Origin of the sequence: Pseudomonas shirazensis, assembly GCF_014268785.2 — a bacterium.
Lineage (GTDB): Bacteria > Pseudomonadota > Gammaproteobacteria > Pseudomonadales > Pseudomonadaceae > Aquipseudomonas > Aquipseudomonas shirazensis.
In genome coordinates, this window is sequence record NZ_JABWRD020000002.1 from 283,375 (window position 1) to 302,973 (window position 19,599).

The 19,599-nt window shown below is 62.9% G+C and carries 20 protein-coding genes; 6 read left to right on the forward strand and 14 right to left on the reverse strand.

The genetic code is table 11. From position 1 onward, the window contains the following. Window positions 1–59 precede the first annotated feature (59 nt). The 4 genes from hpf to HU736_RS12580 are packed head-to-tail and all read left to right on the forward strand — an operon-like array spanning window position 60 to window position 1,998. A complete protein-coding gene (gene hpf / locus HU736_RS12565) occupies window positions 60–368 on the forward strand; it encodes a ribosome hibernation-promoting factor, HPF/YfiA family (RefSeq protein WP_101316856.1) in 309 nt (102 codons plus the stop codon). Window positions 369–380: 12 nt separating this feature from the next. Beyond that, window positions 381–848, forward strand: coding sequence for a PTS IIA-like nitrogen regulatory protein PtsN (gene ptsN / locus HU736_RS12570; RefSeq protein ID WP_103436178.1), 468 nt, complete (start codon window positions 381–383; stop codon window positions 846–848). Between the two features lie 2 nt (window positions 849–850). Next, window positions 851–1,705: an RNase adapter RapZ gene (gene rapZ / locus HU736_RS12575; protein WP_101316852.1), complete on the forward strand. Its 855-nt coding sequence runs from the start codon at window positions 851–853 to the stop codon at window positions 1,703–1,705. A gap of 20 nt (window positions 1,706–1,725) precedes the next feature. Then, window positions 1,726–1,998: an HPr family phosphocarrier protein gene (locus HU736_RS12580; protein WP_101316850.1), complete on the forward strand. Its 273-nt coding sequence runs from the start codon at window positions 1,726–1,728 to the stop codon at window positions 1,996–1,998. 52 nt (window positions 1,999–2,050) lie between these two features. On the opposite strand, the gene HU736_RS12585 is transcribed toward HU736_RS12580, so the two are convergent. The 6 genes from HU736_RS12585 to pmbA all read right to left on the reverse strand — a co-directional run bounded on the left by HU736_RS12585 (window position 2,051) and on the right by pmbA (window position 7,294). After that, entirely contained in the window at window positions 2,051–2,944 is an 894-nt protein-coding gene (locus HU736_RS12585; protein ID WP_186697873.1) for a ZIP family metal transporter, read from the reverse strand. 11 nt (window positions 2,945–2,955) lie between these two features. Further along, a complete protein-coding gene (locus HU736_RS12590; RefSeq protein ID WP_186697494.1) occupies window positions 2,956–3,567 on the reverse strand; it encodes a superoxide dismutase in 612 nt (203 codons plus the stop codon). A 1-nt stretch (window position 3,568) separates the two neighbouring features. Next, on the reverse strand, window positions 3,569–4,030 hold the full coding sequence (locus HU736_RS12595; protein ID WP_186697492.1) for a DUF2753 family protein: 462 nt from the start codon (window positions 4,028–4,030) through the stop codon (window positions 3,569–3,571). 18 nt (window positions 4,031–4,048) lie between these two features. After that, window positions 4,049–5,425, reverse strand: coding sequence for a class II fumarate hydratase (locus HU736_RS12600; protein WP_186697490.1), 1,377 nt, complete (start codon window positions 5,423–5,425; stop codon window positions 4,049–4,051). Next, window positions 5,418–5,819 carry a FagA protein gene (locus tag HU736_RS12605; RefSeq protein WP_178080747.1) on the reverse strand — a complete coding sequence of 134 codons (402 nt, stop codon included), beginning with the start codon at window positions 5,817–5,819 and terminating at the stop codon, window positions 5,418–5,420. Before HU736_RS12605 ends, HU736_RS12600 begins: the two co-directional genes overlap by 8 nt. Window positions 5,820–5,947: 128 nt before the next feature. After that, on the reverse strand, window positions 5,948–7,294 hold the full coding sequence (gene pmbA / locus HU736_RS12610) for a metalloprotease PmbA (RefSeq protein ID WP_186697488.1): 1,347 nt from the start codon (window positions 7,292–7,294) through the stop codon (window positions 5,948–5,950). A gap of 108 nt (window positions 7,295–7,402) precedes the next feature. Here pmbA and yjgA point away from each other — a divergent pair, with 108 nt between their 5' ends. Next, window positions 7,403–7,924: a ribosome biogenesis factor YjgA gene (gene yjgA / locus HU736_RS12615; RefSeq protein WP_101316835.1), complete on the forward strand. Its 522-nt coding sequence runs from the start codon at window positions 7,403–7,405 to the stop codon at window positions 7,922–7,924. Window positions 7,925–7,989: 65 nt separating this feature from the next. Here yjgA and tldD read toward each other — a convergent pair whose 3' ends face one another. The 8 genes from tldD to mreB form a co-directional block, all read right to left on the reverse strand. Next, window positions 7,990–9,429: a metalloprotease TldD gene (gene tldD, locus HU736_RS12620; RefSeq protein WP_186697486.1), complete on the reverse strand. Its 1,440-nt coding sequence runs from the start codon at window positions 9,427–9,429 to the stop codon at window positions 7,990–7,992. A gap of 2 nt (window positions 9,430–9,431) precedes the next feature. Then, entirely contained in the window at window positions 9,432–10,283 is an 852-nt protein-coding gene (locus tag HU736_RS12625) for a carbon-nitrogen hydrolase family protein (RefSeq protein WP_103436171.1), read from the reverse strand. An 8-nt stretch (window positions 10,284–10,291) separates the two neighbouring features. Then, entirely contained in the window at window positions 10,292–14,113 is a 3,822-nt protein-coding gene (locus HU736_RS12630) for a YhdP family protein (protein WP_186697484.1), read from the reverse strand. Window positions 14,114–14,186: 73 nt separating this feature from the next. Next, complete coding sequence (gene rng / locus HU736_RS12635) at window positions 14,187–15,644, reverse strand: ribonuclease G (RefSeq protein ID WP_186697482.1); 1,458 nt, start codon at window positions 15,642–15,644, stop codon at window positions 14,187–14,189. A gap of 66 nt (window positions 15,645–15,710) precedes the next feature. After that, window positions 15,711–16,310 (reverse strand): Maf family protein, encoded by a 600-nt coding sequence (locus HU736_RS12640; RefSeq protein WP_186697480.1) that lies wholly within the window; start codon window positions 16,308–16,310, stop codon window positions 15,711–15,713. Window positions 16,311–16,344: 34 nt separating this feature from the next. Further along, window positions 16,345–16,833, reverse strand: coding sequence for a rod shape-determining protein MreD (gene mreD / locus HU736_RS12645; protein ID WP_101316824.1), 489 nt, complete (start codon window positions 16,831–16,833; stop codon window positions 16,345–16,347). Continuing rightward, window positions 16,833–17,849, reverse strand: coding sequence for a rod shape-determining protein MreC (gene mreC / locus HU736_RS12650; RefSeq protein WP_189691576.1), 1,017 nt, complete (start codon window positions 17,847–17,849; stop codon window positions 16,833–16,835). Before mreC ends, mreD begins: the two co-directional genes overlap by 1 nt. Window positions 17,850–18,056: 207 nt before the next feature. Further along, window positions 18,057–19,094: a rod shape-determining protein MreB gene (gene mreB / locus HU736_RS12655; protein WP_003255163.1), complete on the reverse strand. Its 1,038-nt coding sequence runs from the start codon at window positions 19,092–19,094 to the stop codon at window positions 18,057–18,059. Window positions 19,095–19,296: 202 nt separating this feature from the next. Between mreB and gatC the strand changes: the two genes are divergently transcribed. Then, window positions 19,297–19,584 carry an Asp-tRNA(Asn)/Glu-tRNA(Gln) amidotransferase subunit GatC gene (gatC, locus tag HU736_RS12660; protein WP_101316820.1) on the forward strand — a complete coding sequence of 96 codons (288 nt, stop codon included), beginning with the start codon at window positions 19,297–19,299 and terminating at the stop codon, window positions 19,582–19,584. The last annotated feature ends 15 nt before the right edge of the window (window positions 19,585–19,599 follow it).

The window sequence follows — 19,599 nt, forward strand, 5'->3', positions numbered from 1 at the left end:
GTTTTTGTGGCAGGTGCAAGACCTGCCTCTTTATGCACGGGCAACAAAGGAGAAGCTGTATGCAAGTCAACATCAGTGGACACCATGTAGAAGTAACCCCACCACTGCGCGACTACGTCGAGCAGAAGCTGAAGAGACTCGCAGGGCACTTTGACAAGATCACCAACGTCACGGTGATCATGAAAGTCGAGAAACTGCAGCAGAAGATCGAAGCGACTCTGCAGATTCCGGGCGGCGAAGTGGTTGCCAATGCCGAAGATCTAGACATGTATGCAGCCATCGACAATTTGGCTGACAAGCTCGACCGCCAACTGAAAAAACACAAGGAAAAACAGCAAAGTCTCCTGCAAGGTGCAGCTGCTCGCTGATCCCCCTCATCCATGATCCGACTTGAAACCATTCTGACCCCCGGCCGTTCCTTGGTGAACGTGCCGGGCGTCAGCAGTAAGAAACGCGCCCTCGAAGAAATCGCCAAGGTCGTAGCCAGCGAAGTCAGCGAGCTCGACCAGCAAGAAGTCTTCGAGAAGCTGATCGCCCGCGAAAAACTGGGCTCCACCGGGTTTGGCAATGGCATCGCCATTCCGCACTGCCGCCTCAAGGGCTGCGCCAATCCGGTCAGCGCCCTGCTCCACCTGGATCATCCAATCGACTTCGATGCCATCGATGGCGCCCCGGTGGACCTGCTGTTCGTCCTGCTGGTGCCCGAAGCTGCCACCGATGCTCACCTTGAGCTGTTGCGCCAGATTGCCAGCATGCTCGATCGCGAAGACGTGCGTAAGCGTCTGCGCGCTGCGAGCAACAACGAGGCCTTGTACCAGGTCGTCCTGGACGTGCAAAACGGGAGCTGAGCATGCGCCTGATCATCGTCAGCGGCCGCTCTGGCTCCGGCAAGAGCACTGCACTTGCCGTGCTGGAAGACAATGGCTTCTACTGCATCGACAACCTGCCCGCCGGGTTGTTGCCGCAACTGGCTGAAAACGCGTTGATCAATACCGAGCTGATGCAGCCCAAGGTTGCCGTCTCGATTGATGCGCGCAACCTGCCAGGCCATCTGTCACGCTTCCCCGAGCTGCTCGAGGATGCCCGCGCACGGCACATCCAGTGCGATGTGCTGTACCTGGATGCTGACGAAGACACCCTGCTCAAGCGCTTCTCCGAAACGCGCCGGCGTCACCCACTGACCAACGCCAATCGCTCGCTGGCCGAAGCCATTCGGGTCGAGAGCGATATGCTCGGGCCGATTGCCGACCTTGCCGACCTGAAGATCGATACCACCAACCTCAACCTCTACCAGCTACGCGATTCGATCAAGCTGCGCCTGCTCAACCAACCCGAGCCGGGTACGGCGTTTCTGGTTGAGTCGTTTGGCTTCAAGCGGGGTATGCCGGTAGACGCCGACCTGGTGTTCGACGTGCGCTGCCTGCCCAACCCGTACTGGAAGCCGGAAATCCGCGAACACTCAGGCCTGGATCAGCCGGTCATCGATTACCTGGCTGCGCAGCCGGATGTCGAAGAGATGTTCCAGGATATCTCCAGCTATCTGCTCAAATGGCTGCCGCGCTTCGCCGCCAGCAACCGTGCCTATGTCACCATCGCCATCGGCTGCACCGGCGGCCACCATCGCTCGGTGTACCTGACCGAGCGCCTCGGCCAGGTTCTGCAGCAATCCTTGAAAAACGTCCAAGTCCGCCACCGCGACCTCTAGCCCACAGGATTTACCCGAACATGCCCGCCCGCGAAATCACCATCATCAACAAGCTGGGCCTGCACGCCCGAGCGGCCGCCAAGTTCGTCGGCGTGGCCGGGCGCTTTCCTTGCCAGGTGAGGGTCGGCCGGGCGCCAGACAAGCTGGTCGATGGCAAAAGCATCATGGCGGTGATGATGCTCGCAGCGGGCAAGGGCACTCAGGTGCACCTGTTCACCGAGGGCGAGCAGGAAGACGAGGCACTCCAGGCCGTGGTGGATTTGATCAACAACTACTTCGACGAAGGCGAATAACGCCCCGCCGCTGCCAGGCCCAGCGCTGCCGCAGCGCTGGACCAGCAAGCGGTCACGACATGGCCGTGTCCATCACCATCATCAGGCAGAAGCCCACGCACAGCCCCAGGCTTGCCAGGCGATAGTTGCCGTTGCTGCGTGATTCCGGAATGATCTCCTGCGTCACCACCAGCAACATCGCTCCCGCCGCGCAGGCCAGGCCCAGCGGTAGCAGCAGTTCGGCAACATTCACTAGCCATGCGCAGATCACTGCTGCCAGCGGCTCGACCAGGCCCGAGGCCGCGCCGATCAAGAAAGCCTTGAAACGCGACATCCCCGCTCCGGCCAGCACCAATGCGATCACCAGACCTTCCGGCACATCCTGCAGGGCGATGCCCATGGCCAGGCTGTCGGCGTCCGGCATGCCGCCACCGGCCGATACGCCAATGGCCATCCCTTCAGGAATGTTATGGGCAATGATGGCAATCACGAACAGCCAGATCCGCGCTGCGATAACCGGCTGATTGCCGTTACCGACCAAGGCTTCGGGTGAAGCACCCGAGACCTTGAAGTCGACCAGAAACAGGCAAAGCGCGCCTAACAGCAGGCCGAAACTGATCAGCCCACCGGCGCCCCATGGGCTGAAACCGATCGCCTGTGCAGCGGTCAGGCCCGGCATGATCAGCGAGAACGCAGTCGCTGCCAGCATCACTCCAGCGCCGAAACCGAGCAAGGTGTCAGCCACCGCTACCGGCATATTGCGGATCACCAACACCGGCACCGCGCCCAGCGCAGTGCCCAGAGCGCACAGTGCACCGCCCTCCAGAGCCCGCAGTATGCGCGGCTCCAGGCCCAGCCAATCGATCCCGCGTGCCACTAACAGCGCAGTCCCGACCAGCAACAGCAAAGTCCCCAGCGCCAGACGAAACAGGCGCACACTGCTGACAGACATCACCTGCGAGCGCATACCGGTTAGGCTCACTTCAAGGCTTGCTGATAGCGGCGTTCCACTTCGGCCCAATCGACCACGTTGTAGAACGCGCCAATGTATTCAGGCCGGCGGTTCTGGTACTTCAGGTAATAGGCGTGCTCCCACACGTCCAGGCCGAGGATCGGCGTGTTGCCGTGCATCAGCGGGCTGTCCTGGTTGCCGCTGCTCTCGACCACCAGTTGCTTGGTCGGGGTAACGCTGAGCCAGGCCCAGCCACTGCCGAAGCGGCTCAGCGCAGCCTTGGTGAAAGCCTCCTTGAAAGCATCAAAGCCACCTAATTGCTGCTCGATGGCCTTGGCCACCTCGCCTTGCGGCACGCCGCCGCCATTGGGCGCCATAACAGTCCAGAACAAGGTGTGGTTGGCGTGGCCACCGCCCTGGTTGATCACCGCTGCCTGCAACTTTTCAGGCAATTGCTTGACCGCGCCAACCAGTTTTTCCACCGGCCACTCAGCCCACTCGGTGCCCTCGATGGCCGCGTTGAGGTTGTTGATGTAGGTCTGGTGATGCTTGCTGTGGTGGATTTCCATGGTCTGGGCGTCGATGTGCGGCTCCAGCGCATCGTAGGCGTACGGCAGTGCAGGCAAGGTATGCGGCATATCAGTGGATTCCGTAATTAAGTGAGTGAGGTGCAACTTCCGGCGCAGCAATCAGCTCGCTCGCCACGCCAGCCTGGCGGTTGAGCAAGCGCGCGGTGCGCGGGTACTGGCCGTACTCGGCAATGAAATTGAGCAGCTCGGTGTAGGTACGTGCGCTGTGGCGCAGTGCCGCCTCGCGTAGCGGCTGCGGCAGTCGTGGCTCGTGGCTGGCCTGCAGCAGGCGCTGGTGGGCAGCGCAGAGGTAATCCGCGCTTTCGTGGGGTTGGTTCAGGCGCAGGTGCAGATCGGCCAGGTTGTGATGGGCGATTACCAGTGCGGCAACCGCCTCGTCAACGTCATGCCAGCGCTCGAGCAGCACCTGGGCCAGGGCCAGCGCTTGCAGGTAATGCTCCCGAGCGTCGACCCAGTCGCCTTGGGCAAACAGCCGGTTGGCGTGATCGGTGGTGCGTTTCCAGTGCTGCATGACGTGCCTCCTGGACGGTCAGATACCGCCAGCGGTGAGTTTTTCCGGGTCAAGCAAGGCTTCAAGCTGGTCACGCGAGAGGTCGGTGTGCTCCAACGCCACGTCGATGATCGGCCGGCCTTGCTTGTAGGCGGTCTTGGCGATCTCGGCGGCCTTCAGGTAGCCGATGATCGGGTTCAGCGCGGTGACCAGAATCGGGTTGCGCGCCAGGGCTTCCTTGAGCTTGCTTTCATTGACCTTGAAGGTCGCGATGGCCTTGTCGGCCAGCAAGCGGCTGGCGTTGGCCATCAGCTCGATGCTCTCCAGCAGGTTGCGAGCGATTACCGGCAGCATCACGTTGAGTTCGAAGTTGCCCGACTGCCCGGCCACGGCGATGGTGGCGTCATTGCCGATGACTTGTGCAGCCACCATGGCGGTCGCCTCGGGAATCACCGGGTTGACCTTGCCCGGCATTATCGAAGAGCCAGGCTGCAGGGCCTGCAGTTCGATCTCGCCCAGGCCCGCCAGCGGGCCGGAGTTCATCCAGCGCAGGTCGTTGGCGATCTTGGTCAGGGCAACGGCGGTGGTTTTCAGCTGGCCAGACAGCGCCACGGCAGTGTCCTGCGAACCGATCAGGGCAAACAGGTTGTCACCGGGAGTGAATTCGATCGCGGTCAGGCCGCTCAGCTGGCGGGCGAAACCGGCGGCGAACTGCGGGTGAGCGTTGATCCCGGTACCTACCGCAGTGCCGCCCTGGGCCAGCGCCTGCAGGCTCGGCAGGGTCGCTTCAAGATGGCTCAAGGCAGCGCGGATCTGTGCCGCCCAGCCAGCCAGTACCTGGCTCATGCGCACCGGCATGGCATCCATCAGGTGAGTGCGGCCAGTCTTGACGTAGTGATGCACCTCGACGGCCTTGGCATCGATCACCTGCACCAGGTGGCGCAGCGCCGGCAGCAACTGCTCGTGCATGGCCAGCGCAGCGCTGACATGGATGGTAGTGGGGATGATGTCGTTGCTGCTCTGGCCACAGTTGACGTGGTCATTAGCGTTGACTGGCTCGCCCTGGACGCGGCTGGCCAAGGTGGCAATCACCTCGTTGGCGTTCATGTTCGAGCTGGTACCAGAACCCGTCTGATAAACGTCGACCGGGAAGTGCTGAATGAAATCCTCGGCCAGCAACTGCTCGACCGCCTGGACGATGGCCTGGCCCTGCGCCGGCGAAATCTGCTCGAGTTCGACGTTGGCGTTGGCCGCTGCCGCCTTGGCCAGCAACAATGCACGGATGAACTGCACCGGCATGCGCTGGCCGCTGATCGGGAAGTTATCGACCGCGCGCTGGGTCTGAGCGCCATACAGGGCCTGGGCCGGCACCTGCAGCTCACCCATGCTGTCACGCTCGATACGGGTATTACTCATGGTCAATTCCTTGCAACAGTTCGTCGGGGGAAATCGAAGGCAGCAGCACGCAATTGGCGAGCTGCATGGCATAGGGCTGCCAGCGCTGGTTTTGCTCGAGGCGATCGAGGCTGCGCAGGTCCAACAGCGGCCGCCAGGCCTGGTCCAGGCACTGCGCGCGCCAGTGCCAGGGCAGCATGCGGTCGCTGGCGGTATCCAGCAGCAGGCGCAGGGAAGTCAGGGCGACGGTCCATGGCGAGGTCGCGGTGCAGCACACCAGGTAGCGACCTTCGGCCAGGTAATGCTCGATCAGTCGCGGCTCGTCGGGGTCGAGCGCGCAGCGAATGCGCCGGCTCAGCCAACGCCAGTTTTCCAGGTAGGGCAACTCATGGAGTACGGTATTCATGAATATCATCACTGCTGGACGGTGTAATGATATTCATTATTAAGTGATAAATAGAATCACTTCAACCCCGAAGGCAAAAACAAAAGACCCGGCGCGATGGCCGGGTCCGGGATGTGCAACTGGCACAGCGGAGGGTTTTAGCTACCCGCGACCGTCATGCGCTCGATCAGCACAGAGCCGCTGTGGATATTGCTGCGGGTTTCCAGATCGCTGCCAATCGCCACAATCTGCTGGAACATGTCTTTCATATTGCCGGCAATGGTCACTTCCTGCACAGCGAACTGAATCTCGCCGTTCTCGACCCAGTAGCCCGCTGCGCCACGCGAGTAATCACCCGTGACCATGTTCAGACCATGCCCCATCAGCTCGGTGACCAACAGGCCACGGCCCATGCGCCGAATCAATGCAGCTTGATCTTCGACGCCATGGGTGACGAACAGGTTGTGCACGCCCCCCGAGTTGGCGGTGCTTGGCAAGCCCAGCTTGCGCCCCGAATAGGTACCGAGCAGGTACGACACCAGCTCGCCGTTTTCGACGAACGGCTTGGCGTAGGTGGCCAGGCCATCGCCGTCGAACCCCGCACTGCCCAGCGCCCGCGGCAGGTGCGGGCGTTCATCCAGGGTCAGCCAGCTGGGGAACAGGCGTTGCCCCAGCGAGCCTTCGAGGAACGACGACTTGCGGTACAGGTTGCCGCCCGAGATCGCCCCAAGAAAGCTGCCGAACAGGCCACCGGCAAGCTCGGCAGAGAACAGCACCGGCACTTCGCAGGTCGGCACCGGGCGCGCACCCAGGCGGCTTGCAGCACGTTGCGCTGCATGCAGGCCAATACTGCGCGGGTCGGCCAGCAGATCGCCCTGGCGGTTGACGTCATACCAGTAGTCGCGCTGCATCTGCCCGTCGGCTTCGGCAATCATCACGCAACTGAGGCTGTGCCGGGTCGAGGCATAGCCGCCGGTAAAGCCATGGCTGTTACCGTAAACACGGCAGCCCTGATGGGTGTTGAGGGTAGTGCCGTCGGCATTCTTGATCCGCGGATCGGCATCAAAAGCAGCGGCCTCACAGGCCAGTGCCTGCTCGATGGCCTGCTCGGGGCTGATGTCCCAATCGTGGTACAGGTCAAGCTCAGGGATATCGCGGGCCATCAGGGCGGCATCGGCCAGCCCGGCGCATTCGTCTTCCGAGGTGTGCTTGGCAATCGCCAGGGCTGCAGCAACGGTTTCGCGAATGGCCTCCGGGCCGCTAGCCGAGGTACTCGCCGAGCCCTTGCGCTGGCCGACATAGAGGGTGATGCCAAAGCCCTGGTCACGGTTGAACTCGACCGTCTCGACCTCGCGCTGACGCACCGTGGTCGACAAACCCTGCTCCAGCGACACCGCCACCTCGCAGGCGCTGGCACCCTGGCGGCGCGCTTCGGCAACGATCGCCTCGACTTGCTCCTGCAAGGCCGGCAGGTCCTTCGGGCCTATGCTCTGGACTGCACTCATGGTCTTCTCCACTCAAATTCTGCTTACGGCTAGGGTCATTCTACGACCGGGCCGGACAATTGGCCCCCGACTGGTTATCATGGCGACGATTTCTAGCGGACGGCCACCATGGTTGATTCATACGACGACGCCTTCGATGGCGAAAAAAGCAAAACCCAGATCAAGCGTGAGCTACATGCACTGGTTGAACTCGGCGAGCGCCTGACGACGCTCAAGCCTGACACCCTGGCACGCCTGCCCTTGACCGACCCGCTGCGCAAGGCCTTGGCCGATGCCAGCAAGCACACCGCGCACATCGCCCGCAAACGCCATATGTCGTTTGTCGGCAAGCTGATGCGCGACCAGGACACCGACGCAATTCTTGCGGTGATCGAGCAACTCGACAGCTCTACCCGCCAGTACAACGAACGCTTTCACGGCCTTGAGCGCTGGCGCGATCGGCTGGTCGACGGCAACGACGAGGACCTTGAGCGGTTTGTTCAGGAATACCCTGAAACCGACCGTCAGCAACTGCGCTCGTTGATCCGCCATGCCCAGCACGAAAAAGCCCGGGACAAGCCGCCGGCTGCTGCGCGCAAGGTGTTCAAGTACATCCGCGAACTTGACGAAGCTCAGCGCGGCCTGCGCTAGGTAATGCCTCGTGCGCAGCAAGCCCGCCCCCACCCCGGTGGAGGCGCGCTTGCTGCGCACTACGCTCATCCGCCGGTACCGCCGACGGTGATCGCATCCAGCTTCAGAGTCGGCTGGCCAACGCCCACCGGCACCGACTGACCATCCTTGCCACAGGTACCGACGCCGCTGTCCAGCGCCAGGTCGTTACCGACCATCGATACCCGGCTCATCGCCTCCGGCCCATTGCCAATCAACGTCGCACCCTTGACCGGCGCGGTGATCTTGCCGTCTTCGATCAGATACGCCTCACTGGTGGAGAAGACGAACTTGCCGCTGGTGATATCGACCTGGCCACCGCCCAGGTTGGCGCAGTAGATACCCTTCTTGACCGAAGCGATGATCTCTTCGGGATCGCTCTCGCCTGCGCGCATGTAGGTGTTGGTCATACGCGGCATCGGCAGGTGCGCATAGGATTCGCGGCGGCCGTTACCGGTCACTGCCATGCCCATCAGGCGCGCGTTGAGCTTGTCCTGCATGTAGCCTTTGAGGATGCCGTTCTCGATCAGCGTGGTGCACTCGGTTGGCGTCCCTTCGTCGTCGACGCTGAGCGAACCGCGACGATCCTGCAGAGTGCCGTCATCGACGATGGTGCACAGGCTGGAGGCAACCTTCTGGCCGATCTGCCCGCTGTAGGCGGAACTGCCCTTGCGGTTGAAATCGCCTTCCAGGCCATGGCCGACCGCCTCGTGCAGAAGCACGCCGGACCAGCCCGGGCCAAGCACCACTGGCAAGGTGCCGGCCGGCGCCGGCTTGGCCTCAAGGTTGACCAGCGCCTGGCGCAGGGCTTCACGGGCGTAGCCCATGACCCGCTCTTCGGTGAAGAAGCGGTAGTCGGTCCGCCCACCACCGCCCTGCCCGCCACGTTCCCGGCGGCCGTCCTTCTCGACGATCACACTGACATTGAAGCGCACCAGCGGACGCACGTCGGCAGCCAGGCCGCCATCGGCAGCGGCCACCAGAATCCGCTCCCAGACCCCGGCCATGCTCACGCTGACCTGCTGGATGCGCGGGTCAAGCGCCCGCGTGGCGACGTCGACGCGCTTGAGCAGTTCGACCTTGTCGGCACGGCTGAGCACATCCAGCGGGTTGTCCGGGGTGTACAGCTGGGTCACATCCTGGCTGCGAAACGCCTGCACCGTGCCGTTCTGGCCGGCACGCGAGATCGACCGGGCGGCGCGCGCGGCCGAGGTGAGGGCTTCGAGGTTGATCGCATTGCTGTAGGCGAAGCCGGTTTTCTCACCAGACAGGGCGCGCACGCCAACGCCTTGGTCGAGGTTGAAGCTGCCTTCTTTGACGATGCCGTCTTCCAGCGCCCAGGTTTCAGAAATCTGGCCCTGGAAGTACAGATCGGCAGCATCGATGCCGGGCCCGGCCAACTCGCCCAGTACAGCCTGCAGGCTGTCCAGGGTCAGTCCGCCCGGGGCAAGCAGCTGGTCGCTGACGGTGGTTAACATCTGGCTCATAGTCACTCCGAGGTGTGCGCAGGCCGCAAGGCGTCCTGCGAGAAAAAGCGCCGGTGCGTGATCACCGGCATCCGCGCCCGGATGGACGCTTGTTGATCTATGTCGCGCTCGGCCAGCAGCACCGCTTCACCGCGAGCCTGCTGGGCGATGATGCGCCCCCAGGGGTCGACGATCGCCGCCTGACCGTGGGTTTCGCGGGGGCCGGGGTGGATTCCGCCCTGGGCCGCCGCCAACAGATAGCATTGGGTTTCGATGGCCCGGGCGCGAATCAGTACCTCCCAATGCGCCGCACCGGTCACCGCAGTAAATGCTGCGGGGGCCGTGATCAGCTCCGCGCCGGCCGCCCTCAGTGCACTGTACAGCTCAGGGAAGCGCAGGTCATAACAGACCGACAGGCCTACCTTGCCCAGCGGCGTGTCGGCCACCACCACCTGGCTGCCGTGGGCATAGTCATCCGACTCACGGTAACGACCGCGGTTGTCGGCCACATCGACATCGAACAGGTGCAGCTTGTCGTAGCGTGCGACCACCTCACCATGCTCGTCGATCAGCAGCGAACAAGCATGCGCCTTGGCGTCCGGCTGGCCGAGCGGGGGCAACGGCAAGGTGCCGGCAACTATCCATAACTTGAGGGCGCGAGCGGTGCGTTTCAACCATGGCAGGATCGGCCCTTCGCCACGCGCCTCGGCCAGGCCGATCGCAGCGGCATCGCGCCGGCCCATGGCAGCGAAGTTTTCCGGCAGCACCGCGAGCCGCGCGCCGGCGGCAGCGGCTTGCTCGAGCAATACACCGGCCCGCTGCAGGTTGGCCATCACATCGTCCTGGCTGACCATCTGAACCACCGCTGCTTTCATCGGCACTCCTAGCGAGACTTTTCGAAAGGTTTCACAAAGGTGATCTTAGGCTCTTTCCACGAGCCATCGACGCGATAGCGCACGCTGGCAAAGCGCGAAATTCGATCACCAATCAATTGATCGACCAGAAACAGCGCACCACCAATGGCCGGCGCGCCGACGATCAACGCTGCCAACGGCAGGTTGTTGGTGACCGGCAGGGTGACCTGGAGGTTGGCAGCGATGCGATCACGCACCATGTCCATGGTGCCATCGAGCTCGAAGTTGCTGGACGGCCCGGTGACAGTGATCGGCTCACGGGTCACGTAAACGCCTTCACTAGCCACCAGCAGGCCCTTGACCCGGTCATAGCCAAGGCCCTTCTCGAACAGGTCGGAGAAGTCCAGGCGCAGGCGCCGGCCGATTGAGTTGAAGTTGAGCAGGCCGAACACGCGCAACGCCTGGGCGCCGCCCTCGACCTCGACGAACTGACCACTGCGCAACGACGCATCGAGGCTGCCGGAAAAGCGTTTGGTGTCGATCCAGGCCGGCGAGCCAGGCCAGCGGCCATCGACATCCAGATGGAAGTCGCGGCTGGTTACCGTTGGCGCAAAGCCAAAGCCCTGCAGCACATCGGCCAGGTTCTTGCCATCCAGGCGGCCCTTGTACCAGCTCGCAGTGCTGCCCGGCAGACCTTCCCAGGCGCCATTACCATCGATGTGCAGGCCCTTGATCAGCAGGTCGACGCCATTGAAAGACACGCCGCGCGGGGTCGGTCGCAATTTCAGCGCCACCGAACCGAACAGGTCATCACCGCGATACAGCTTGTCGATGCACAGGTCCAGCGCGGGGACCTTGCGCGGGTCGAAACTGGCCAGCGGGTCGGGGGCATTGTCGTCCTGCGCTTGCGCTGGATCGGCCGGTGGCAGGCGCAGGCTGTGCAGTTTGACCACCATGGGCTGCGCCTTGGCATCCGGAATGCGTGCGTTGCCGATCACCTCGCGGCTGTCCAGGCGCAGGTCCCAGGCACTGGCGACACGGGCCAGGCGTACCACGGCCTGGTTCAGCTGGGTGCCGAAAGCTTGTATCTGGCCGATGCTCAGATCGACGCTTTGCAGGGTCTGCCGGGCACTGCCACCGGGGTCATCGCCGGCCAGGCGCTGTGCCTGCTGCTGCCACGCGTCAAGATCGAGTGTGTCGAGCCGTCCACGCACGCGCAGGCCCTTGCCACCAGGCAGTTGTGGCTCGCCCGCGCCCAGCAGCAGCTCGCCGCGGCCTTGGTCAAGCTTGCCGCCGGGCGCTGCGTAGGCGAAGCGTGTGCTGTCCCCATAACGGGCATCGAAGCGTCGCTCGTTACCTTGCAAGGTCATGCTGAAGCGGCTGTCACGGGTATCCTGGGCAGCCTTGGCAAAGGGCGCCGGCAAGTCGATGCTGAGGCCTTTGAGCGAAGAATCGACGGTCAAGCGATTGTCCCGGCTGCCCAGGCTCAGCTGCAGCTGATAGGGAATCTCGCCGCTGGCAGGCAAGGCCTGCTTGACCTGCAGCCAGTCGGTCAAGGTCTTCAACGCGACCTGGCCAGAGGCATTGATGCGGGTCTGCATCTGACCGGGCTGGCCCTCGGCGACAATTTGCGCCGTGACCGGTTTGCCAAAGGCCTGCAGGCTGATGTTGTTGCCGCTCAGGCCCTTGTCCAGGTCGAAGGTTAAATCGCCCTTGAGCTTGCTCAGTTGCAGCTCCGGCGGCGCGACCTTGAGGCGCGCATCAGCGGTGCTGAAGTCGACCTTGATCTTGGGTAGCTTGCCGTGTGCCATTGGGATATCGAGGTTGAGCTTGCCCTTGAGCGGGCCTTCACCTTCCCAGCCAGCGAAAATATCAGCAGTGCCGATAGGCGCCTCCTGGAGGATCTTCAGGCCATCGCTGAGCGGGCCGGCGAAGTTGCCGGTCAGGTACAGATGGCTGTCTTGGCCAGCGTCAACGTGGGGGATGTTCACCGTGACATCGCTGACCTTGGTGTCGAGCAACAGGCCTTGCCGGGCCTTGATGCGCACGCCGCTGTCTTCAATCAGCACATCGCCGGCCACCTGCTGCACCTGAGGCCAGCCGGGCTGGAAGTCCAGCGCCGCGTCACGCACCTTGAAGAACAGGCTGATACTGCGCGCTTCGGGGGTGGCATCGCGGTTCAGCGAACCTTGGTACTGGAAGTAGCCCTCATCCACAGTGCCTTTGACGATGGCACTGCGCAGCCATTCATCGAGGGCCGGGCTAAGGACTTCGGGCAGATATTTGGCGGTGTAGCGGCCATCGCCTTCGGTCAGGCCGACGCGCAGGTCCATGTAGTCTTCGCGGCCTTCCTCGAACAGCAGGCGGATCAGAAAGTCGCCGGCGATCTTGCCTTCTTCGCCAAGTACCTTGAGGTACGGTGCGATCAGGGTGAAGCCCTCCTGATCCAGGCGCCAGGTGAGCAAAGCATTGGCTTTCTGGTAATGCCAGGGTTTGGCGAAGACCGGATACAGATGCAGCATGAACGCGTCGGTATCCAGGCGCAGTTCGCCATGACCGAGGTCGCCGCTGATGCTGCCGCTGACGTTTCCCGCCGCCGGTGCAGCGTGGTAGGCGTTGAAGCCGATACGGTCCAGGTTGGCGGCAAACTGCAGGCGCTGATCACCTTCGGCCTTGGGTCGGATATCCAGCTTCACGTTATGCAGCGCGCCGGTCACCTTGAGCCCGTCGACCACCGCCATGAGGTTGTCCGGCAACGGCGCCAAAGCATTGATCAAGGGGGTCAGAGGGGTCAGGTCGAGGGTGTCGGCCTGGACCTGCCAGGATTCTTCGACGGGTGTCGAAGCGCTGTGCTGTCGGGCTTGCAGGTGGGTTTCCCAACGCTGCTTGCCGATGCTAGCCGCCAGCGAGTCGAGCACTAGCTGGTAACCGTCCTCACCACGCTGCAACCAGGCGGACAAGGCAAGGTCATCCAGGCTGACGGGCTTGCGGCTGCTGTAGGCACCGCGCAGGTGCGGCGCGTTGAGGCGCACACTTGCGTGCTGCAACTGGCCCTTGCGCACACCTACCCAGAATTCGCCGCCCGCGCGCAGCGCTTCGGCGCGCCACTGGCCAAGCAGCTTGGGTGGCAGCCAGTGCGACCAGTCGCTTTGCGGCAGGCTCAGGTAGCCGTCCAGGGAGCCATCGCGCCAGTTATCAGCCGTGGCACGGCTACGCAGATTGAGCGCCAGTGGCTGCCCATCGGGCAGGGTCGCCCGTGCATCCAGCGCCTGGCGCGAGGCGCCGGCCTGCAAGCCAACGCTGACGTAAGTGAGGGTCAGTGGATCGCGCTGCCAGGGGTGCAGTGTGACCTGGCTATCGAATACATCGATGCGCCCCAGCTGCTGCAAGCGCTGCAGCAACTGCGCAGGGTCGAGCGGGGCGTCGTCTTGCTTGGGCAGGCCTTCCAGCGCCCAGGAGCCCTGCTCATCCTCGCGCAGAATCAACTGCAGGCCGCCCAGCTGGATGCGCGCCAGGCGCACTTCGCGGGCCTTGAGGCTGGCCCACAGATCAGGCACGGCCTTGACGTCATCCAGGCGCAGCGCATCGGCGCCCTCGCCCAGCTGCAGATCACGCACACGCAGCACCGGTGCCAGGCCACTCCAGCGGCCTTCCAGTGCGCCGATATGTACCGGCATGCCGAGGGCCTGCTCAGCCTTGCTCTCAACGTCGGCGCGATACTCTGCCACCAGCGGCACCAGTTGCCGGCCGATGCTCACATACAGCGCCACCAGCACCGCCAGCAAGGCACACAAGCCCAGCCCCCAACGGGTCAAGGCGCTCAGAACGCGGGTCAGACGCTCCATGGCCATGGCCCTCCAAAACGTGCCTTAACTATGGCTGCAAGCGCGACTTTCGCCAACCGGCGATGGTTTTCAGGACGCGTCAGAGGAGCACCACATCGTATTGTTCCTGGGAGTACATGGTCTCGACCTGGAAGCGGATGGTGCGACCGATGAACGCTTCCAGCTCAGCAACGTTGCCGGACTCTTCATCGAGCAGACGATCGACCACCTTCTGGTTGGCCAGCACACGGTAGCCCTCGGCCTGATAAGCCCGCGCTTCACGGAGGATCTCGCGGAAGATTTCGTAGCAGATGGTTTCGGCGGTTTTCAGCTTGCCGCGGCCCTGGCAGCCCGCGCACGGCTCGCACAAGACTTGCTCAAGGCTCTCGCGGGTGCGCTTGCGGGTCATCTGCACCAGACCCAGCTCGGTGATACCGATGATGTTGGTCTTGGCGTGATCACGTTCGAGCTGTTTTTCCAGGGTGCGCAGCACCTGGCGTTGGTGCTCCTGATCTTCCATGTCGATGAAGTCGATGATGATGATCCCGCCGATGTTGCGCAGGCGCAGCTGGCGGGCGATCGCCGTGGCCGCCTCGAGGTTGGTCTTGAAGATGGTTTCTTCGAGGTTGCGATGGCCGACGAAGGCGCCAGTATTGACGTCGATGGTGGTCATCGCCTCGGCCGGATCGACCACCAGGTAGCCACCAGACTTGAGCGGCACCTTGCGCTCGAGGGCACGCTGGATTTCGTCTTCGACGCCATACAGGTCGAAGATCGGACGCTCGCCCGGATAGTGTTCGAGGCGATCGGCAATCTCCGGCATCAATTCAGCGACGAACTGCGTGGTTTTCTGGAAGGTTTCCCGCGAGTCGATGCGGATTTTCTCAATCTTGTGGTTGACCAAGTCACGCAAGGTCCGCAGCGCCAGGCCGAGGTCTTCGTAAATGACCGTCGGTGCACCGCAGGTCTGGATCTGGCTGGCGATCTGCTCCCACAGCCGGCGCAGGTAGCGGATGTCCTGAAGGATGTCGTCCTGGCGAGCGCCTTCGGCAGCGGTACGCAGGATGAAGCCGCCGGCGTCCTTGACGTTTTCCTGCTCGATGCAGCTGTTGACCACCTGCTTGAGGCGCTCGCGTTCGGCTTCGTCCTCGATCTTCAGCGAAATACCGACGTGACTGCTACGCGGCATGTACACCAGATAGCGCGACGGAATCGACAGCTGAGTAGTCAGCCGCGCGCCCTTGGTGCCGATCGGATCCTTGGTGACCTGCACCACCAGTGACTGGCCTTCATGCACCAGCGCAGTGATGGTCTCGACCGCCGAGCCTTCGCGCTGGGAAATCTCCGAGGCATGAATGAACGCCGCGCGGTCCAGGCCGATATCGACGAAGGCGGCCTGCATGCCCGGCAGAACCCGCACCACCTTGCCTTTGTAGATATTGCCGACGATACCGCGGCGCAGGGTGCGCTCGACATGCACCTCCTGCAGAACACCGTTTTCAACCACTGCCACGCGCGATTCCATCGGCGTGATGTTGATCAGGATCTCTTCACTCATGGCAGGTTCTCATCAAAGGTCTGGGGTAATGATGGATCGCTGACCGATCCCTGGCTAGCGCTGCGTTCAACCCTCTGCCTGAGCTGCTGGCATTTGCCAGCAGGGAATGCCGAACTGGCCGAGCAAGTCGGCGGTTTCGCTGAGCGGCAGGCCGACCACGGCCGAATAGCTGCCGCTCAGTGCGGTGACAAAAATCGCGGCCAAACCCTGGATGGCATAGCCGCCGGCTTTGTCCAGCGGCTCGCCGCTGGCCCAATAGCGGCTGGCCTCGTCAGGGCTGATCGAGCGAAAACGTACGGTGCTGGCGACGCACAGGCTGCGGACCTGCTGGCCATCATCCAGAGCAACTGCGGTAAGTACCTGATGCTCGCGCCCAGCCAGCTCAGCGAGCATAGCCAGGCCGTGTTCGCGGCTTTCAGGCTTGCCGAGAATGCGCCCATCCAGCACCACCGCAGTATCGGCGCCGAGTACCACACCAGCACCCGTGATATGGGCCAGTCCGGCAGCTGCCTTGGCGCGAGCCAGGCGCTCGACATAAACCTCGGCGTTTTCCTCGGCAAGCGGGGTTTCATCGATGGGTGCGCTGACGGTGGTGAACGGCACGCCAATCTGGGTCAACAGTTCACGACGACGCGGCGAGCCAGAGGCGAGATAGAGCGGCTTCATGTGGACATATCCCTGTCAGGCGCGGCAATGCCGGTCAGTTGATGTGCAGGCGGCGGCGCAGGTCGCGCAAGGCAAAGCTGATCCACGGCCAGAGCAGCGCACTGATGACTGCCGACCACACCAGCGCCAGGGTCGGCAGGCGATTGCCGGTCAGGGCACTGAGCCACAACTGGATCAACTGGGCGATGCCGAAGATCACCAGGATCACCAGGCTCTGCTGCCACAGCGGGAACATGCGCAGGCGCTGCTGCAACGACAGCACCAGGAAGGCGATCAGGGTCAGGATCAGCGCGTTCTGCCCCAGCAAGGTGCCGTACAGCACATCCTCTGCCAGGCCCAGCACGAAGGCGGTGGTCATGCCGACCTTGTTCGGCACGTTGAGTACCCAGAATGACACCAGCAGGGCCAGCCACATCGGCCGGAATACTTCCATGAACTGCGGCATCGGCGAGACGCTGAGCAACAGGCCGATGGCGAAGCTGAGCCAGATGACCCAACCGTTTCTACTGCGCGAACTGGCCATCATTGCCTCCGCGGTTGGCTGGGCGACGCAGGCGTCGCAGCCGGATTGACGGGTACCGCGGGCGTTGCCGCAGGGGCAGCCGGGGTGGCGGGCGCAGTGCTTGCTGGCGCACTGGCAGCAGGTGTGGCTTGCTCGGTAGCAGCTGCGGCTGGCGGCTGCGCCGTACCCTGCCGATCAGCTTCTTCCTGGGCCATGGCTGCCTCGGTCGCACGCTGCTCCGGGGTGCGCCGGTCGCTGAACACAAGCAGCATATAGCGGCTGCGGTTGAGCGCCGCAGTAGGAATGGCGCGCACGATCGCGAACGGCTGACCGGAGTCGTGGATCACTTCGTTGACCGTGGCCACCGGGTAACCGGCCGGGAAGCGCTGGCCCATGCCCGAGCTCACCAGCAAGTCGCCCTCTTTGACATCGGCAGTGTCGGCAACATGGCGCAGCTCAAGCCGCTCCGGGTTACCGGTACCACTGGCGATGGCGCGCAAGCCGTTGCGGTTGACCTGCACCGGAATGCTGTGGGTGGAGTCGGTGAGCAGCAGTACCCGCGAGGTGTAAGGCATCAGCTCGACCACCTGGCCCATCAGGCCGCGGGCATCGAGCACCGGCTGGCCGAGGAAGACGCCGTCGCGCTCGCCCTTGTTGATCAGGATACGGTGGGTGAACGGATTGGGGTCGACGCCGATCAGCTCGGCCACTTCAACCTTCTCATTGACCAGCGCCGACGAGTTGAGCAACTCGCGCAGGCGCACGTTCTGCTCGGTCAGGGCCGCCAGCTTCTGCAGGCGCCCCTGCAACAGCAGGGCTTCGGTCTTGAGTTTTTCGTTCTCGGCGGCAAGCTCGGTGCGGCTGCCGAACTGGCTGGCGACCCCCTGGAATACGCGCTGCGGGAGGTCTGTGAGCCAATACGACTCCATCAGCACCAGGCCCATCTGGCTACGCACTGGCTTGAGCAGGGCGAAGCGCGAGTCGACCACCATCAAGGCAACCGAGAGCACCACCAGTACCAGCAGACGAACGCCCAGCGAAGGGCCCTTGGAGAAAAGCGGTTTAATGGGCCGTTCCTCGTGGACGACGATTCAGGAGGTGACTGGGCATGAAGCGGAGCACCGGCCTGCTGCGAATTGACGGAAACAGCGCCCCACGGACGCCAACCCAGCGCATACAGGTAGCACTGCGAGTGCTACCTGTAAACCAGGCGATCATTACCGGACGTTGAACAGCGCCGTGAATCACTCGCTCGAGAGCAGATCCATTGCGTGTTTGTCCATCATTTCCAACGCACGACCACCGCCACGAGCCACACAGGTCAGCGGGTCTTCCGCGACGATCACCGGCAGGCCGGTTTCCTGTGCCAGGAGCTTGTCGAGGTCGCGCAGCAGCGCGCCACCACCGGTCAGCACCAGACCGCGCTCGGCGATGTCCGAAGCCAGTTCCGGCGGCGACTGCTCAAGGGCGCTCTTGACCGCCTGGACGATGGTCGCCAGGGATTCCTGCAGCGCTTCGAGCACTTCGTTGGAGTTCAGGGTAAAGGCACGCGGCACGCCCTCGGCCAGGTTACGGCCACGTACGTCGACTTCACGTACTTCACCACCTGGGTAGGCGGTGCCGATTTCCTGTTTGATGCGCTCGGCGGTGGACTCACCGATCAGGCTGCCGTAGTTGCGGCGCACGTAGGTAACGATGGCTTCGTCGAAGCGATCACCGCCAACCCGTACCGATTCGGCGTAGACCACACCGTTGAGCGAGATCAGCGCGATTTCAGTGGTACCACCACCGATATCGACGACCATCGAGCCACGCGCTTCTTCGACCGGCAGGCCGGCACCGATGGCCGCAGCCATTGGCTCCTCGATCAGGAATACTTCACGTGCACCGGCGCCCAGCGCCGATTCACGGATGGCGCGGCGCTCGACCTGGGTCGATTTGCACGGCACGCAGATCAGCACACGTGGGCTGGGCTGCAGGAAGCTATTTTCGTGAACCTTGTTGATGAAGTACTGCAACATTTTTTCACAAACGCTGAAGTCGGCGATGACGCCGTCTTTCATCGGACGAATGGCTGCAATGTTGCCGGGCGTACGGCCCAGCATACGTTTGGCTTCAGTCCCGACGGCGACGACGCTTTTCTGGTTGCCGTGGGTACGGATGGCAACAACCGAGGGCTCATTCAGGACGATACCGCGCTCACGCACGTAAATAAGGGTGTTGGCAGTACCCAGGTCGATAGACAGATCGCTGGAAAACATGCCACGCAGTTTCTTGAACATGGGAAAGTGACCCTGGGGAAAGCGTGGGTAAAAAAGTGCGGCAAACTCTAACAATGGCAGGGATTTTGGGCAAGGAGCCAATATGTTAAATTGGCAGTTTTTCCGAGCAAGCCTGCAGATGATCGCGGCTGTATGACCGCCAAACTGCCGGCATGTTCCTCATCGCGGAACTTATTCCGTTTGGTTTTTCTGGAGATTTCCCATGGCGCTGCAACGCTCCGACGTGGAAAAGATCGCCCATCTGGCCCGACTGGGGCTGAATGAAGGCGAACTGCCGCGCATCACCGATGCCTTGAACAGCATCCTCGGGTTGGTCGACCAGATGCAAGCTGTCGACACCAGCGGTATCGAACCGCTCGCCCACCCCCTGGAGGCCAGCCAACGTCTGCGCCCCGACCAGGTTACCGAAAGCAACCAGCGCGACGCGTATCAAGCCATCGCCCCGTCGACCGAGAACGGTCTGTACCTGGTTCCAAAAGTCATCGAGTAAGGGAAAGCACCTGCC

What these genes read in the sequence shown, in the direction of transcription:
- hpf (WP_101316856.1), top strand. Translation starts at nt 60, where the DNA reads ATGCAAGTCAACATCAGTGGACACCATGTAGAAGTAACCCCACCACTG.
- ptsN (WP_103436178.1), top strand. Translation starts at nt 381, where the DNA reads ATGATCCGACTTGAAACCATTCTGACCCCCGGCCGTTCCTTGGTGAAC.
- rapZ (WP_101316852.1), top strand. Translation starts at nt 851, where the DNA reads ATGCGCCTGATCATCGTCAGCGGCCGCTCTGGCTCCGGCAAGAGCACT.
- HU736_RS12580 (WP_101316850.1), top strand. Translation starts at nt 1,726, where the DNA reads ATGCCCGCCCGCGAAATCACCATCATCAACAAGCTGGGCCTGCACGCC.
- HU736_RS12585 (WP_186697873.1), bottom strand. Translation starts at nt 2,944, where the DNA reads ATGCGCTCGCAGGTGATGTCTGTCAGCAGTGTGCGCCTGTTTCGTCTG.
- HU736_RS12590 (WP_186697494.1), bottom strand. Translation starts at nt 3,567, where the DNA reads ATGCCGCATACCTTGCCTGCACTGCCGTACGCCTACGATGCGCTGGAG.
- HU736_RS12595 (WP_186697492.1), bottom strand. Translation starts at nt 4,030, where the DNA reads ATGCAGCACTGGAAACGCACCACCGATCACGCCAACCGGCTGTTTGCC.
- HU736_RS12600 (WP_186697490.1), bottom strand. Translation starts at nt 5,425, where the DNA reads ATGAGTAATACCCGTATCGAGCGTGACAGCATGGGTGAGCTGCAGGTG.
- HU736_RS12605 (WP_178080747.1), bottom strand. Translation starts at nt 5,819, where the DNA reads ATGATATTCATGAATACCGTACTCCATGAGTTGCCCTACCTGGAAAAC.
- pmbA (WP_186697488.1), bottom strand. Translation starts at nt 7,294, where the DNA reads ATGAGTGCAGTCCAGAGCATAGGCCCGAAGGACCTGCCGGCCTTGCAG.
- yjgA (WP_101316835.1), top strand. Translation starts at nt 7,403, where the DNA reads ATGGTTGATTCATACGACGACGCCTTCGATGGCGAAAAAAGCAAAACC.
- tldD (WP_186697486.1), bottom strand. Translation starts at nt 9,429, where the DNA reads ATGAGCCAGATGTTAACCACCGTCAGCGACCAGCTGCTTGCCCCGGGC.
- HU736_RS12625 (WP_103436171.1), bottom strand. Translation starts at nt 10,283, where the DNA reads ATGAAAGCAGCGGTGGTTCAGATGGTCAGCCAGGACGATGTGATGGCC.
- HU736_RS12630 (WP_186697484.1), bottom strand. Translation starts at nt 14,113, where the DNA reads ATGGCCATGGAGCGTCTGACCCGCGTTCTGAGCGCCTTGACCCGTTGG.
- rng (WP_186697482.1), bottom strand. Translation starts at nt 15,644, where the DNA reads ATGAGTGAAGAGATCCTGATCAACATCACGCCGATGGAATCGCGCGTG.
- HU736_RS12640 (WP_186697480.1), bottom strand. Translation starts at nt 16,310, where the DNA reads ATGAAGCCGCTCTATCTCGCCTCTGGCTCGCCGCGTCGTCGTGAACTG.
- mreD (WP_101316824.1), bottom strand. Translation starts at nt 16,833, where the DNA reads ATGGCCAGTTCGCGCAGTAGAAACGGTTGGGTCATCTGGCTCAGCTTC.
- mreB (WP_003255163.1), bottom strand. Translation starts at nt 19,094, where the DNA reads ATGTTCAAGAAACTGCGTGGCATGTTTTCCAGCGATCTGTCTATCGAC.
- gatC (WP_101316820.1), top strand. Translation starts at nt 19,297, where the DNA reads ATGGCGCTGCAACGCTCCGACGTGGAAAAGATCGCCCATCTGGCCCGA.